Origin of the sequence: Streptomyces sp. NBC_00984 (genome assembly GCF_045162475.1) — a bacterium.
Taxonomy (GTDB): Bacteria; Actinomycetota; Actinomycetes; order Streptomycetales; family Streptomycetaceae; genus Streptomyces.
Map to the genome: position 1 here is coordinate 7,473,677 of NZ_CP108734.1, position 14,995 is coordinate 7,488,671.

Here is a 14,995-nt window from a genome sequence, read left to right on the forward strand (position 1 = left end):
CACGGCCGTACGGCAGCGGGCCCCGGCGGAACGGAATCCGCCGGGGCCCGCTGCCCGGATGCGTACGGCCGGGGCCGGGGTCAGTCCGTGCCGGACTCCATCGCGGCACGGTCCAGCATCGTCTCCTCGTCCGTGGCCTCGCCGCGCGAGGCGATCGCCTGGGCGCCGCCCTGGTCCATCGCGCCGATCAGGCCGGTCGAGGCGGCCTGTGCGGCGCCGATCGGCGTCGGGTGGCCGGTGCCGACCAGGCCCAGGCCCGCGTACTGCTCCAGCCGCGCACGGGAGTCGGCGATGTCCAGGTTCCGCATGGTGAGCTGGCCGATCCGGTCCACCGGGCCGAACGCCGAGTCCTCGGTGCGCTCCATGGAGAGCTTGTCGGGGTGGTAGCTGAACGCCGGGCCCGTGGTGTCGAGGACCGAGTAGTCCTCGCCGCGCCGCAGCCGCAGGGTCACCTCGCCGGTGACGGCCGCGCCGACCCAGCGCTGCAGCGACTCGCGGATCATCAGCGCCTGCGGGTCCAGCCAGCGGCCCTCGTACATCAGCCGGCCGAGCCGCCGGCCCTCGTTGTGGTACGCGGCCAGGGTGTCCTCGTTGTGGATCGCGTTGACCAGGCGCTCGTAGGTGATGTGCAGCAGCGCCATGCCGGGCGCCTCGTAGATGCCGCGGCTCTTGGCCTCGATGATCCGGTTCTCGATCTGGTCGGACATGCCGAGACCGTGGCGGCCGCCGATCGCGTTGGCCTCCATGACGAGGTCGACCGGGGAGGCGAACTCCTTGCCGTTGATGGTGACCGGGCGGCCCTGGTCGAAGCCGACCGTCACGTCCTCCGTGGCGATCTCCACCGACGGGTCCCAGAACCGCACGCCCATGATCGGGTCGACCGTCTCGACGCCGGTGTCGAGATGCTCCAGGGTCTTGGCCTCGTGCGTGGCGCCCCAGATGTTGGCGTCCGTGGAGTAGGCCTTCTCCGTCGAGTCCCGGTACGGCAGCCCGTGCGCGAGCAGCCACTCGGACATCTCCTTGCGGCCGCCGAGCTCCGTGACGAAGTCCGCGTCCAGCCAGGGCTTGTAGATCCGCAGGTGCGGGTTGGCGAGCAGCCCGTACCGGTAGAACCGCTCGATGTCGTTGCCCTTGAACGTGGAGCCGTCGCCCCAGATCTGCACCCCGTCCTCGAGCATCGCCCGTACCAGCAGCGTGCCGGTCACGGCCCGCCCCAGCGGCGTGGTGTTGAAGTACGGGCGCCCGCCCGACTTGATGTGGAACGCGCCGCAGGCGAGCGCCGCCAGCCCTTCCTCGACCAGCGCGGCACGGCAGTCGACGAGCCGGGTGATCTCGGCGCCGTACGCGGAGGCGCGGCCGGGCACGGACGCGATGTCGGGCTCGTCGTACTGGCCGATGTCGGCGGTGTACGTGCAGGGGACGGCGCCCTTGTCGCGCATCCAGGCGACGGCGACGGAGGTGTCGAGTCCGCCGGAGAAGGCGATGCCGACGCGCTCGCCGGTGGGGAGGGAGGTGAGGACTTTGGACATGGCAAGACTATGCATCACTTCGCATGATCATGCAACATTGCCTTCGGTGACGCACTGCGCGGCCGGGCAGACTCACCCGGCCGCGCGGCCCCGATCCGTGTTCCGCGGAGCGGACGGTCTCAGTCGATCGCCTTGATCAGCTCGCCGTTGGTGGTGTCGCCGCTCAGCTCCCAGAAGAAGGTGCCGCCGAGGCCCTGCTGGTTCTTGTAGTTCATCTTGGTGCCGATGGTGGCGGGGGTGTCGTAGCTCCACCAGTTGGTACCGCAGTGGGCGTACGCGGTGCCGGCGACGGTGCCGGTGGCCGGGCAGCTGTTCTTGAGGACCTTGTAGTCCTCGATGCCCGCCTCGAAGGTGCCGGGCGCCGCGCCGGTCGCGGTGCCGCCGGGTGCGTCCTGGGTGACGCCGCTCCAGCCGCGGCCGTAGAAGCCGATGCCGAGCAGCAGCTTGGCGGCGGGGACGCCCTGGGCCTTCAGCTTGGCGATGGTGGCCTCGCTGTTGAAGCCGTCCTTCGGGATGCCGTCGTAGGAGGTGAGCGGGGAGTGCGGGGCGGTCGGCCCCTTCGCGTCCCAGGCGCCGAAGTAGTCGTACGTCATCGGGTTGTACCAGTCGACGTACTTCGCCCCGCCGCCGTAGTCGACCGCGTCGAGCTTGCCGCCGTCGGAGGCGTCGGCGGAGATCGCCGAGGTGACCAGGTTGCTCGTCCCGAACTTGGTGCGCAGCGCCGCCAGCAGGTTGCCGTAGGCCTCGCGCCCGCTGGTGTCGCAGGTCAGACCGCAGGCGTTGGGGTACTCCCAGTCGATGTCGATGCCGTCGAAGACATCGGCCCAACGCGGGTCCTCCACCAGGTTGTAGCAGGACTCGGCGAACGCGGCCGGGTTCTTCGCCGCCTCGCCGAAGCCGCCGGACCAGGTCCAGCCGCCGAACGACCAGATGACCTTCAGATCCGGGTGCAGCTTCTTCAGCTTGCGGAGCTGGTTGAAGTTGCCGCGCAGATCCTGGTCCCAGGTGTCCGCCACACCGTCGACGGACTGGTCGGCCGTGTACGCCTTCTCGTAGTCGGCGTACGAGTCGCCGATCGCGCACTTGCCGCCGGTGACGTTGCCGAAGGCGTAGTTGATGTGCGTGAGTTTGTCGGCCGAGCCGGAGGTCTCGATGTTCCTGACGTGGTAATTGCGCTGGTAGACACCCCAGTTGGTGAAGTATCCGACCACCTTGTCGCCGGCCGCTGTGGGGGTGGCGTCGGCGGACGCGGGGGCCGCTGCCCGCGTGGTGGTGGGGGTCGCGCCGGCCGATGCGGTGCCCGCGGCACCCAGCAGGGCGGCGCCGAGGGCGGCGGTACAGGCGGCTGCGGCGAGCGCCCGGAAGCGGGCGCGGGGACGATGCGGTCCGAACATCTTGTCTCCTCGTGGGGGAGGGAACTTGCTTGTGGGGGGCAGGAAGTCGGCCATCGCGTGGACTTGGCATGAACGCGCAAAGGCCGTTCCGGTTGAAACCGTAGATGGACTAGACCAGTCGGGTCAATGGTTCGGACCAATCCCGCTGATCGTTCCGCCCGGTGCCGAGTCGCCCGGTCACCCCGTGACGGATATCGTCCGATCGGGCATACTCAAGCCGCCACAGCCGCTGGCCGGCAGCTCTCGTAATCCGACGAGGCCGGTGTCGGCCGGGCAGCAGTGCTTTTCCGGGTCGCGCCCGGAAGCCCCCGGCGGCGCCGCCCACACCCCGCGCGCGCGACCGTCGCAACGCCCGACAGGGAGGAGAGCGCCGTCATGACCGACCGTGCCCCGCAATTGGTGGAACGCCGTCTGCCCACCGAGGAGTCCAGGCAACTCGTCGCGCTCGTCCGCGACATCGCCCAGCGAGAGATCGCACCCCGGGCGGCGGAGGAGGAGGAAGCGGGCCGCTTCCCGCGCGAAGTCTTCACGCTGCTCTCCGACTCCGGACTGCTGGGACTGCCCTACGACTCCGCGTACGGCGGCGGCGATCAGCCGTACGAGGTCTACCTCCAGGTCCTCGAAGAACTCGCCGCCGCCCGGCTCACCGTCGGCCTCGGTGTCAGCGTCCATTCCCTCGCCTGTCACGCGGTCGCCGGATACGGCACCAAGGAGCAGCGGACCGAACACCTCCCGGCGATGCTGGGAGGGGGCCTGCTGGGCGCCTACTGCCTCTCCGAGCCCGCCGCGGGCTCCGATGCCGCCTCGCTCCGTACGAAGGCCGTACGGGACGGCGACGACTGGGTCATCACCGGCACCAAGGCGTGGATCACCCACGGCGGCATCGCGGACTTCTACACGGTCCTGGCCCGCACCGGCGCCGAGGGCGCCCGCGGGATCACCGCGTTCCTGGTCCCCGGCGACGCCGAGGGGCTCGACGCGGCCGTCCCCGAGAAGAAGATGGGCATGAAGGGCTCGCCCACCGCCCAGCTGAACTTCGACGGCGTACGGGTCTCCGACGCGCGCCGGATCGGCGAGGAGGGTCAGGGCTTCGCCATCGCCCTGTCCGCGCTCGACTCCGGGCGGCTCGGCATCGCCGCCTGCGCGGTCGGCGTCGCCCAGGCCGCCCTGAGCGAGGCCGTCGGCTACGCCACCGGGCGGGAGCAGTTCGGCCGCCCCATCGCGGACTTCCAGGGGCTGCGCTTCATGCTCGCCGACATGGCCACCCAGATCGAGGCGGGCCGGGCGCTCTACCTGGAGGCGGCCCGGCTCCGCGACGAGGGCAAGCCCTTCTCGCGCCAGGCGGCCATGGCCAAGCTGTTCTGCACGGACACGGCCATGCGGGTCACCGTCGACGCCGTCCAGGTGCTCGGCGGATACGGCTACACCCTCGACTTCCCCGTCGAGCGGCTGATGCGCGAGGCCAAGGTGCTGCAGATCGTCGAGGGCACCAATCAGATCCAGCGGATGGTCATCGCACGCCACCTCGCGGGTCCTGAGACGCGCTGACCCGCAGCGGCCGGTCCGACCACACGGGCGTCGCCATGATCCGGTGCCACTCCTGGTCGTGGCGGCCCGGCAGGGTCCGGTCCGCGCGCTCCCAACGACGCAGCAGGGCCCGGTAGATGGGCGGATCGGTGGAGTGCGGCACCGGTCGCGGAGCCGACCGCGGGGGCACGGGCCGGGGCACCGGCTGCGAACCGGGCTGCGGAACCGATTCTTCGGCGGTGGGAGAGGCGAGGCGGCGGCCGGGACCGGCCGTTGATTGCAGCAGGGTCATGCCCGGCCAACGGCGCGGGGCGGGCCCTGGTCACTGTCCGGCCGAATAGAGAGCCCGTTCGCCCTGTCCCCGGGCGGCGGGCGGTCCTCGCCGGGGGCACCACGCCGGTCGGGCCGTCGTGGTGCGGCGCAGAGGTGCCGGGCGGGCCCGGAAACGTGTCCGGGCCGGTCCCGCGCGGACGCGGGGGCTGCCGTCAGGCGGCGTCGCGCCGCATCCGGGGCACCCGCAGCGGGCGTGAGCCGGGGCCGCCGGCGTGCGAGAACGGCTGCATTCTCCAGTCGAGTCCCTGAGGGAGCGTCAACAGCAGGCCCGTTTCCTGCTCCTGGGCGTCGAACGAATCGTCGGCGGGCCGCGACTGCGACGCCGCGCGGCCCGTGCCGGCGCAGACGGTCAGCACGAACGGGTTCCACGGCGTCGGGCACAGCGCGTGCTCCGGCAGTACGTCCTCGTCCGCCAGCAGCGCGATCGGCTGCGCGCAGTCCGGGCAGATCACCCGGTACATCTCGAAGGTGTCGTACGCGTCGGGAGCGGTGTTCTCGACGGGAGCGGTGTCCTCGACGGGTTCCGGTTCGATACGTCCGGTGAGCTTCAGGCTCTGCATGGGAAATTCCCCCCTCAGGTGGGCCGACCAGGCGACACGGCCTCGACCACAGCAAGCACTTCCCGTCGCGCATCCGCCGTAACCGCGAGGTGGTCGGCTACCCACCCGTAAACCTGTGGCATTCGTCACATGTCCGCCGTGGGTGCCCCTTCCGGAGCCCCTGCCGCTGTGCCTGGAGGGACCCGGGGCAATAGGTTGATCCGTATGGAGGAGCTGGACCGACAGATCGTGGAGTTGCTCGTCGAGGACGGGCGGATGAGCTACACCGACCTGGGCAAGGCCACGGGCCTGTCCACATCGGCCGTTCATCAGCGTGTCCGCAGGCTGGAGCAGCGCGGGGTGATCCGGGGCTACGCCGCGGTCGTCGACCCCGAGGCCGTCGGCCTGCCGCTCACCGCGTTCATCTCGGTGAAACCCTTCGACCCGAGCGCGCCGGACGACATCGCCGAGCGGCTCGCGGACGTCCCGGAGCTGGAGGCGTGTCACAGCGTCGCGGGTGACGAGAACTACATCCTCAAGGTGCGCGTCGCCACGCCGCTGGAGCTGGAGCACCTGCTCACCCGGATCCGCTCGCTCGCCGGTGTCTCCACCCGGACCACGGTCGTCCTGTCCACGCCGTACGAGGCCCGGCCGCCGCGGATCTGAGGGGGTCGCGGACCGCGCGGGTCCGGGCAGGCGCGAGACTGGTCCCATGACCGAGAGCACCGCCCCCCAGAGCGAACACCGCACCGTACTGCTGCGCGGTGGAGACGTCCACAGCCCCGCCGACCCCTTCGCCACCGCCATGGTGGTCGAACGCGGCCATGTCGCCTGGGTGGGCTCGGAAGGGGCCGCCGACGCCTTCGCGAGCGGCGTCGACGAGGTGATCGACCTCGACGGTGCGCTGGTCACCCCCGCGTTCACCGACGCCCACGTGCACACCACATCGACCGGGCTGGCCCTCACCGGCCTCGACCTGTCCGGCGCCCGGACCCTCGACGAGGCGCTCGGCCTGCTGCGCGCGTACGTGGCCGCGCACCCCGCGGACCGGGTCGTCCTCGGCCACGGCTGGGACGCCACGCGCTGGCCGGAGCGTCGCCACCCCTCGCGCGGCGAGCTCGACGCGGCGGCCGGCGGACGACCGGTCTACCTGCCCCGCGTCGATGTGCACTCCGCGGTCGTCACCGCCGCCCTGCTCGACCTGGTCCCGGGCGTCACCGGGCTGACCGGCTACCACCCCGACGCCCCGCTGACCGGCGCCGCCCACCACGCGGTCCGCTCCGCGGCCCACGGCGCCGTCTCGCCGCGGCAGCGTGCCGACGCCCAGCGCGCCGCCCTGCGGCACGCCGCGTCGCTCGGCATCGGCACCGTCCACGAGTGCGGCGGCCCCGACATCTCCGACGAGGAGGACTTCGCCGCACTGCTGAAGCTCGCCGCCGCGGAGAGCGGGCCGCGGGTCTTCGGCTACTGGGCCGAGCAGGTCGCAGACGAGAAGGACGCCCGCCGGATCAGGGAGCTCGGCGCCGTCGGAGCGGCCGGAGACCTCTTCGTGGACGGCTCGCTCGGCTCGCACACCGCCTGCCTGCACGAGCCGTACGCCGACGGTCCGGCCGGACGCACGGGCACCGCCCATCTGGACGCCGCGCAGATCGCCGCGCACGTCACCGCGTGCACCGAGGCGGGGCTGCAGGCGGGCTTCCACGCCATCGGGGATGCGGCGGTCTCCGCCGTGGTGGAGGGGGTCCGGGCCGCCGCCGAGACGCTCGGCCTGCCCCGGATCCGGGGGGCCCGGCACCGTGTCGAGCATGCCGAGATGCTCACCCCCGAGACCGTCGCCGCGTTCGCGGAACTGGGTCTGACCGCCTCCGTCCAGCCCGCCTTCGACGCGGCCTGGGGCGGCGAGGAGGGCATGTACGCGCAGCGGCTCGGCGTCGAGCGGGCCAGGACCCTCAACCCGTACGCGGCGCTCCTGCGGGCCGGTGTGCCCCTGGCCTTCGGCTCCGACAGCCCGGTGACCCCGCTCGACCCGTGGGGCACCGTACGGGCCGCCGCCTTCCACCGCACGTCCGAGCACCGGATCTCCGTACGGGCGGGCTTCACCGCCCATACCCGGGGCGGCTGGCGGGCCGTCGGCCGCGACGACGCGGGGACCCTGGTGCCCGGCGCCCCGGCCGACTACGCGGTCTGGCGCACCGCTGACCTGGTGGTCCAGGCCCCGGACGACCGGGTCGCCCGCTGGTCGACCGACCCCCGGTCGGGAACGCCCGGCCTGCCCGATCTCACCCCGGGTGCCGAACTGCCGGTCTGCCTGAGGACCGTGGTCTTCGGACAAACGGTCTACGCGCGGCCGAACGAGTGACGTCCGGACATTTCGTATCGTCACTGATCGTGGTCCCCGTTCCGCCGCGACCTGCGGATCTTCGCTACTGACCAGGCAAGTTTCGTAAATATTGCAGGTCAGACGGCTATTGACAGAACGCGCCCACCGGCCGGTAGGTTCGGCCGAGTCCACCACAGGACGTCCGACCGGTAAACCTCCACGCAGTCGTCGAACGCCGCTGGGTCATGGGGTGGTGTGCCGCACCGGCGCACCACCACTGACAGCCAGGTTCAGCGCCCGCGCCTCGGGGGCGAGGGAAGGTTTCATCCGGACGGCGGTGCGACCCGGGTGGGGCCCGGACGTTCAGTAGACAACGGCTCTAGGTCGACCCGCAGCCAGCGGGTCCCAGGTCGGCCCGAAGGGCGCTGGGCCCCCATCCGTAGTTCCCGCGCGCGCGTACCCGTGTTTCTGTCCGTACTTCCGTCCATCTGTCCCCGGCGATGCCCGGCCCCGTCCGACCATGTCGGCGAGGGGCCACCGCCCGCTGGATATGGTGTGCACCTGCGTACGGACTTAAGGGGCAGTAAGTGAACGACGGCGGTCAGCGGCGGTACGGCCCGCTCGGCAGAATCCTGGTGATCATTCCGACCTACAACGAGGCCGAGAACATCAAGCCGATCGTCAGCCGGGTGCGTGCCGCTGTGCCGGACGCCGACATCCTGGTCGCCGACGACAACAGCCCGGACGGCACCGGCAAGGTCGCCGACGAGATCGCCGCCGGGGACAGCCAGGTCCACGTGCTGCACCGCAAGGGCAAGGAAGGGCTGGGCGCGGCCTATCTCGCGGGCTTCCGCTGGGGCTCCGAGCACGGCTACGGCGTGCTCGTGGAGATGGACGCCGACGGCTCCCACCAGCCCGAGGAACTGCCCAGGCTGCTCACCGCGCTCAAGGGCGCCGACCTGGTGCTCGGCTCCCGCTGGGTGCCGGGCGGGCGCGTGGTCAACTGGCCCAAGTCCCGCGAAATGATCTCCCGTGGCGGCAGCACGTACTCCCGGTTCCTCCTCGGGCTGCGGACCAGGGACGTCACCGGCGGCTACCGGGCCTTTCGCGCCGAGACCCTGGACGGCATCGGCCTCGAACAGGTCGCCTCGCAGGGCTACTGCTTCCAGGTCGACCTGGCCCGCCGGGCCGTCGAAGCCGGCTATCACGTCGTCGAGGTGCCGATCACCTTCGTCGACCGGGAGATCGGTGACTCGAAGATGAGCCGCGACATCCTGGTCGAGGCGCTCTGGCGGGTCACTTCCTGGGGTGTCACCTCCCGTACGAACCGGGCCCTGGGCCGCAAGGCGATCTGATCCGCCGCGCCCGCCGCCACCGGCGGCGGGCATCGGGTCCGCCGCCCATGATCACCCCCCTTGTGCCGTTCGGACGCCCGTACGGGCACACTGGGGACCATGACGACCGGCACACCGCCCCCGACCGCCCCCACGCGCTCTCGCGCCCGAACCTTCGTCCCCCTCGCCGTCGCCGCCTGGGCGGTGCTGGAGATCTGGCTGCTCACCGTCGTGGCCGACGTGGCCGGCGGGTTCACCGTGCTGCTGCTCCTGGTGGCGGGCATCGTGCTCGGCGCCGCGGTGATGAAGCGGGCCGGCCGCCGGGCCTTCCGCAACCTCACCCAGACGCTCCAGCAGATGCCGGGGCAGCCCGGGGCCGCCGCCGCCCCACCGGCCGCAGGCTCGGGCGGCAAGGGCAACGGCTTCCTGATGCTCGGCGGGCTGCTGCTGATGATCCCCGGGATCGTCTCGGACGTGGCGGGGCTCCTGCTGCTGGTGCCGCCGGTCCGTTCGTGGCTCGGCCGGTACGCGGAGCGGTCGCTGGAGCGCCGGATGCGTGCCGCGAGCCCCGGCAGCCTCTCCGACGCCTTCCAGCAGGCCCGCATTCACCGGCCGGACGGAAAGGTCGTCCAGGGCGAGGTCATCCGCGAGGACGGCGCACAGCCGGGCGCACGCCCCGATGAGGGCCCCCGGCCACCGCTGACTCCCTGAACGGGCGAGTCCCGCAGCTGCGGTACGACAGAGCCGCGGGCCGCGACACCGGCTGGTGTCGCGGCCCGCGGCTCTGTCGTACCGAGGTGTTACGCGGTCAGTCAGGCAGACTTCCTGCTGTCCCGCGGATGTACGGCGATGTTCATGGCTCCGGAGCGCAGGACCGCAAGCCTCTCGGCGAGCACTTCCTCCAGCTCCTCGCGTGTGCGCCGCTCCATGAGCATGTCCCAGTGCGTGCGCGCAGGCTTGCCCTTCTTCTCCTCGGGGCCATCCCCGTCCACCAGGAGTGCCATGGCGCCGCACGCCTTGCACTCCCACTCCGGCGGAATTTCCGCCTCTACCGAGAACGGCATCTCAAATCGATGTCCGTTCTGGCATGCGTACTCCACCGCCTGGCGCGGGGCCAGATCGATGCCGCGGTCCGTCTCGTAGCTGGTAACCACGAGTCGCGTGCCGCGGAGAGCTCGCTCACTCATGAATCGTGCCTCCCGGGCTTGTCGCCCACAGGACAGGTGTCGCTGTCGTCGTCATCCGGTCAACGTCCGGTCGGCGGTAAAGATTCCCGTTGCCGGTCATGCGTCGCCCGTCGTGCCGCTGCTTTTTCAGGTTTCCCAGGGTTTCAAGTACCCAGCAATGCCCGGTTTGTCACATCTGGCGGAAGTTGTAACCCAACGGTTTGGCTTCTTCCGCTCGCAGTAACGGTCCTCCGGGCAGGCCAAAGGCGTACACTACCGGCCTTTCACTTCAACGTCTAAATCCGTTCCGGAACGGGGTTGCCCGCGGCCGCCACGGCCCGCCGGACCGGCACCCTCGCGAGCAGCACGGAACCGACCACGAAGAAGATCACCAACGAGATGATCGCATCCCGGTAGCTGCCGGTCAGCTGATACGCGAGCCCGAACACCAGCGGTCCCAGCCAGCTCAGTCCGCGGTCGCTCATCTCGTACGCGGAGAAGTACTCGGCCTCCTTGCCGCGCGGCACCAGATGGGAGAAGAGCGAGCGCGACAGCGCCTGGCTGCCGCCCAGCACCAGGCCGATCGCCGACGCCAGTACATAGAAGAAGACCGGTGCTCCGGCGGGGAGGAAATAGCCGGCGACGAGAATCAGCGTCCAGACGACGAGCGAACCGAGGATCGTGCGCTTCGCGCCGTACACCCGTGCCAGCCGGCCCATCCCCAGCGCTCCGGCCACCGCGAGCACCTGCACCAGCAGCACCGCCGTGATCAGGGTCGTCTGGTCGAGGCCCAGTTCCTCCGAGCCGTACACCGATGCCTGGGAGATCACCGTCTGCACGCCGTCGTTGTAGACGAGGTACGCCAGCAGGAAGGAAAGTGTCAGGGGATGGCGGCGCATGTCGCGCAGGGTGGCCATCAGCTGCCGCCAGCCCGAACCGACCGCGCCCTCGCCGCTCGCCGTCACGTGCCGGTCGCGCAGCCGGCGCAGCGGCACGAGCGTGAAGGCGCCCCACCAGAGACCGGCCGACGCGAGACAGATCCGTACCGAGTCGGACTGGGAGAGGCCGAAGGAGTCGTGGCCCGTGTACAGGACCAGGTTCAGCACCAGGACGAGCGCACCCGAGGTGTAGCCGAAGGCCCAGCCGCGCGAGGAGACCGCGTCCCGCTCCTCCGGTCCGGCGATCTGCGGCAGATACGCGTTGTAGAGCACCATCGACACCGAGATCGCGGCGTTCGCCACGATCAGCAGGAACGCGCCCAGCAGATAGCGCTGACCGTCCAGGAAGAACATGCCGGTGGTCGCGGCGGCCCCGGTGTAGGCGGCGGCCGCGAGCAGCGGCTTCTTGCGCCCCGTGCGGTCCGCGGCGGCGCCCACGATCGGCATCAGGATCACCGCGACCACGACGGACATGGAGACCGCGTAGGCGAACAGCGACCCGGCGCGGACCGGAATGCCGAGCGGGTGCACGAAGCCGTCGGCGTCGGCGGACGCCTTGGCTATCGAGGTGAGATAGGGGCCGATGAAGACGGTCAGGACACTCGTCGAGTAGACGGAGCAGGCGAAGTCGTAGAAATACCAGCCGCGTTGTTCGTGCCTGCGGCTCGCGGCATCGGCGGAATCCGCTGTCGGTTCCGTCGGCTCAGCGGTTTCCGCGGTCTCGGCGCTCAACCCGCACCCCCTCGTCTCTCCCTGTGAAGACCTCGCACGGCCGGCGTCAGGCCCAGGCCCCCCGCTCGCTCAACACCGTGCGCAGCGTCTCGATGTGATCGGTCATGATGCCATCCACGCCGAGATCGAGGAGCGCTGCCATCCGCTCCGGTTCGTTCACGGTCCAGACGTGCACCTGGAGCCCGCGCGCGTGTGCCTCGCGCACGAAGCGCCGGTCGACCACCCGGACACCGTTCTGGCTCTCCGGCACCTGTGCGCACACCGCGCCCGCCCGCAGTGCCGCCGGTATTCCGTACGAGCGCAGCCGCAGGCCCAGCACGCCCCGGACGCCGTAGGAGGTGGCGAGCCGGGGGCCCGCCAGGCGGTGGGCCCTGGCGACCCGGGCCTCCGAGAACGAGCCGACGCACACCCGGTCCCAGGCGTCCGCGCGGCGGATCAGTTCGACCAGCGGTACCAGCGCGGACCCGGCCTTGATGTCGACGTTCCAGCGGGCCTCGGGGAACGTCTCCAGCAGCTCCTCGAACAGCGGCAGCGGCTCCCGGCCCGCCACCCTGGCCCGCCGCACCTCGCTCCAGGGCAGCTCGGCTATCCGGCCGCGGGCGTCCGTCACCCGGTCCAGGGTGGCGTCGTGGAAGGCCACCAGGCGGCCGTCCGAGGTGGTGTGCACATCGGTCTCGAAGTAGCGGTACCCGGCGTCGGCGGCCCGGCGGAACGCGGCCGTGGTGTTCTCGATCCCGTCCGCCGCACCGCCTCGGTGGGCGAAGGGGATCGTCGCGGGATGGTCCAGATAGGGGTGGCGTACGGAGGTCACTGCGGAAGTATGGCCTGCTCCGGTGTCCGTGCGGTGACGGCGGTGTCGCCATTGTCCGGCGCGGGTGCGACAGTGCCCTCCTCATGGGTTCCGGTCTCCTCGTGGGCCCGGGTCTCCGCGTCGGCCCCGGCCCCCGCGGCCGGAATCCCGCCGACCGTGAAGAAGCGCAGGAAGAACTGGGCGAGCGGGCCGATGGCCAGGGCGTACACGACCGTGCCCGCCCCGAGCGTGCCGCCGAGCAGGAAGCCGGTCGCCACGACCGCCACCTCGATCAGCGTCCGCACCAGCCGGATGGAGCGGCCGGTGCGCAGATGCAGTCCGGTCATGAGCCCGTCACGGGGTCCCGGGCCGAACCGCGCCGCGATGTACAGCCCGGTGGCGACGCCGTTGACGACGACGCCCGCGACCATCACGGCTATCTGCGCGGCGAGGCCGTGCACGTCGGGTACGAGCGCGAGCGTGCCGTCCATGGCGATGCCGACGGCGAAGACATTGGAGACGGTGCCCAGGCCCGGACGCTGCCTGATCGGGATCCACAGCAGCAGGACGGCGGCGCCGACGACGATCGAGACGACTCCGATGGACAGACCGGTGCGCTCGGCGAGCCCCTGATGCAGTACGCCCCAGGGTTCGAGCCCGAGACCGGCGCGGACCAGGAGCGCCGAGCTGGCCCCGTACAGCGCGAGACCGACGTACAGCTGGATCAGCCGACGGGTGAGGTGCGCCCCGCGAGGGGCGGCGGCGGTGGACAAGAGGTGCCCCCTGGTGTGGTGGTAGTGGACTGCCGCATGTCACTCTGTGGCAGGGGATCGGCCGCCAACTATGGCCAATCCGAGGAAGGTGGACTGATTTCCATGGCTCAGTGGACTTCGGCAGTGGGTGCGGCGCAGCTCGCCCGGCAGCTCCAGGCCCAACGGTCCCGGCCCGTCGGACCGGGCGCCCGCAGGCCTCCCGCCTATCGTGCGCTGGCCGACGGGATCCGTCTGCTCGTCCTCGAAGGCCGGGTGCCCGTCGCCGCCAGGCTCCCCGCCGAACGCGAACTGGCGCTCGCCCTGTCCGTCAGCCGCACCACCGTCGCCGCCGCGTACGAGGCGCTGCGGACCGAGGGATTCCTGGAGTCCCGCCGGGGTGCCGGCAGCTGGACCGCCGTGCCCGCCGGGAACCCGCTGCCCGCACGCGGTCTGGAGCCGCTGCCGCCGGAGTCCCTCGGCTCGATGATCGACCTGGGCTGCGCCTCGCTGCCCGCCCCCGAACCGTGGCTGACCCGGGCGGTCCAGGGCGCCATCGAGGAGCTCGCGCCGTACGCCCACACCCATGGCGACTACCCGGCCGGTCTGCCCGCGCTGCGGCAGATGATCGCCGACCGCTACACCGGGCGCGGCATCCCGACCATGCCCGAACAGATCATGGTCACCACGGGTGCGATGGGCGCGATCGACGCGATCTGCCACCTCTTCGCGGGCCGCGGCGAGCGGATCGCGGTGGAGTCCCCGAGCTATGCCAACATCCTGCAGCTGATGCGCGAGGCGGGTGCCCGGCTGGTGCCGGTGGCGATGGAGGAGGGGCTCGGCGGCTGGGACATGAACCGGTGGCGGCAGGTGCTGCGGGACGCGGCGCCGCGGCTCGCCTATGTCGTCGCCGACTTCCACAACCCCACCGGCGCGCTGGCCGACGAGGACCGGCGGCGCGCCCTGGTGGACGCGGCCCGCTCCGCAGGCACGGTCCTGGTCGTCGACGAGACCATGAACGAGCTCTGTCTCGACGCCGATGTGCGGATGCCCCGCCGGGTCTGCGCCTTCGATCCGGCGGGCTCCACCGTGATCACGGTCGGATCGGCGAGCAAGGCCTTCTGGGCGGGCATGCGGATCGGCTGGGTGCGCGCCGCCCCGGACGTGATCCGCAGCCTGGTGGCCGCCCGCGCCTACGCCGACATGGGCACGCCCGTGCTCGAACAGCTCGCCGTGAACTGGCTGATGCGCACCGGCGGCTGGGAGGAGGCCGTGCAGGTCCGGCGCGAACAGGCGCGGGAGAACCGGGACGCGCTCGTGGCCGCGGTCCGCCGGGAGCTGCCCGACTGGGAGTTCTCCGTTCCGCGCGGCGGCCTGACGCTCTGGGTGCGGACCGGCGGCCTCTCCGGCTCCCGGCTGGCGGTGGCCGGGGAGCGGGTCGGGGTACGCGTTCCGTCCGGTCCCCGGTTCGGGGTCGACGGCGCCTTCGAGGGGTACGTACGGCTGCCGTTCACGGTCTCGGGGCCGGTCGCGGACGAGGCGGCGGCACGGCTCGCGGCGGCGGCGCAGCTGGTCGGGTCGGGGGCGGGCGCGGGCGTCGAGGCGCCGCGGACGTTCGTCGCCTGACCGGACACAGGGGTGCGG

Annotated in this window: 13 protein-coding genes; 6 read left to right on the plus strand and 7 right to left on the minus strand. The window is 71.6% G+C overall.

Features of this window, described 5'->3' with window-relative positions; translation table 11 throughout:
- Nucleotides 1-80: 80 nt before the first annotated feature.
- Together argG and OG520_RS33470 are read right to left on the minus strand one after the other, a co-directional pair.
- On the minus strand, nt 81-1,529 hold the full coding sequence (argG, locus tag OG520_RS33465) for an argininosuccinate synthase (protein ID WP_399334883.1): 1,449 nt from the start codon (nt 1,527-1,529) through the stop codon (nt 81-83).
- Between the two features lie 119 nt (nt 1,530-1,648).
- On the minus strand, nt 1,649-2,923 hold the full coding sequence (locus tag OG520_RS33470) for a glycoside hydrolase family 18 protein (protein ID WP_406015586.1): 1,275 nt from the start codon (nt 2,921-2,923) through the stop codon (nt 1,649-1,651).
- A 375-nt stretch (nt 2,924-3,298) separates the two neighbouring features.
- Between OG520_RS33470 and OG520_RS33475 the strand changes: the two genes are divergently transcribed.
- Nucleotides 3,299-4,471 carry an acyl-CoA dehydrogenase family protein gene (locus OG520_RS33475; protein ID WP_406015587.1) on the plus strand — a complete coding sequence of 391 codons (1,173 nt, stop codon included), beginning with the start codon at nt 3,299-3,301 and terminating at the stop codon, nt 4,469-4,471.
- Nucleotides 4,472-4,935: 464 nt separating this feature from the next.
- Here OG520_RS33475 and OG520_RS33480 read toward each other — a convergent pair whose 3' ends face one another.
- A complete protein-coding gene (locus tag OG520_RS33480) occupies nt 4,936-5,343 on the minus strand; it encodes a hypothetical protein (protein ID WP_266422321.1) in 408 nt (135 codons plus the stop codon).
- Between the two features lie 204 nt (nt 5,344-5,547).
- Here OG520_RS33480 and OG520_RS33485 point away from each other — a divergent pair, with 204 nt between their 5' ends.
- The 4 genes from OG520_RS33485 to fxsA all read left to right on the plus strand — a co-directional run bounded on the left by OG520_RS33485 (nt 5,548) and on the right by fxsA (nt 9,687).
- Nucleotides 5,548-5,988 (plus strand): Lrp/AsnC family transcriptional regulator, encoded by a 441-nt coding sequence (locus OG520_RS33485; protein ID WP_399334887.1) that lies wholly within the window; start codon nt 5,548-5,550, stop codon nt 5,986-5,988.
- Nucleotides 5,989-6,034: 46 nt separating this feature from the next.
- Entirely contained in the window at nt 6,035-7,681 is a 1,647-nt protein-coding gene (locus OG520_RS33490) for an amidohydrolase (protein WP_406015588.1), read from the plus strand.
- Nucleotides 7,682-8,229: 548 nt separating this feature from the next.
- Nucleotides 8,230-8,997 carry a polyprenol monophosphomannose synthase gene (locus OG520_RS33495; protein WP_399334889.1) on the plus strand — a complete coding sequence of 256 codons (768 nt, stop codon included), beginning with the start codon at nt 8,230-8,232 and terminating at the stop codon, nt 8,995-8,997.
- Nucleotides 8,998-9,096: 99 nt separating this feature from the next.
- A complete protein-coding gene (gene fxsA / locus OG520_RS33500) occupies nt 9,097-9,687 on the plus strand; it encodes an FxsA family membrane protein (RefSeq protein WP_406015589.1) in 591 nt (196 codons plus the stop codon).
- Between the two features lie 101 nt (nt 9,688-9,788).
- Here fxsA and OG520_RS33505 read toward each other — a convergent pair whose 3' ends face one another.
- The 4 genes from OG520_RS33505 to OG520_RS33520 form a co-directional block, all read right to left on the minus strand.
- A complete protein-coding gene (locus OG520_RS33505; protein WP_007262928.1) occupies nt 9,789-10,163 on the minus strand; it encodes an RNA polymerase-binding protein RbpA in 375 nt (124 codons plus the stop codon).
- A gap of 275 nt (nt 10,164-10,438) precedes the next feature.
- Complete coding sequence (locus OG520_RS33510; protein WP_266422332.1) at nt 10,439-11,812, minus strand: MFS transporter; 1,374 nt, start codon at nt 11,810-11,812, stop codon at nt 10,439-10,441.
- Between the two features lie 46 nt (nt 11,813-11,858).
- Nucleotides 11,859-12,623, minus strand: a complete 765-nt coding sequence (locus tag OG520_RS33515) for a glycerophosphodiester phosphodiesterase (protein ID WP_406015590.1) — start codon at nt 12,621-12,623, stop codon at nt 11,859-11,861.
- Nucleotides 12,620-13,375, minus strand: coding sequence for a YitT family protein (locus OG520_RS33520; RefSeq protein WP_399334893.1), 756 nt, complete (start codon nt 13,373-13,375; stop codon nt 12,620-12,622). The genes OG520_RS33515 and OG520_RS33520 overlap by 4 nt, the downstream gene beginning before the upstream one ends.
- A gap of 102 nt (nt 13,376-13,477) precedes the next feature.
- Between OG520_RS33520 and OG520_RS33525 the strand changes: the two genes are divergently transcribed.
- The gene (locus OG520_RS33525; RefSeq protein ID WP_399334895.1) at nt 13,478-14,977 is read left to right on the plus strand and encodes a PLP-dependent aminotransferase family protein; all 1,500 of its coding nucleotides are present in this window, start codon (nt 13,478-13,480) and stop codon (nt 14,975-14,977) included.
- The last annotated feature ends 18 nt before the right edge of the window (nt 14,978-14,995 follow it).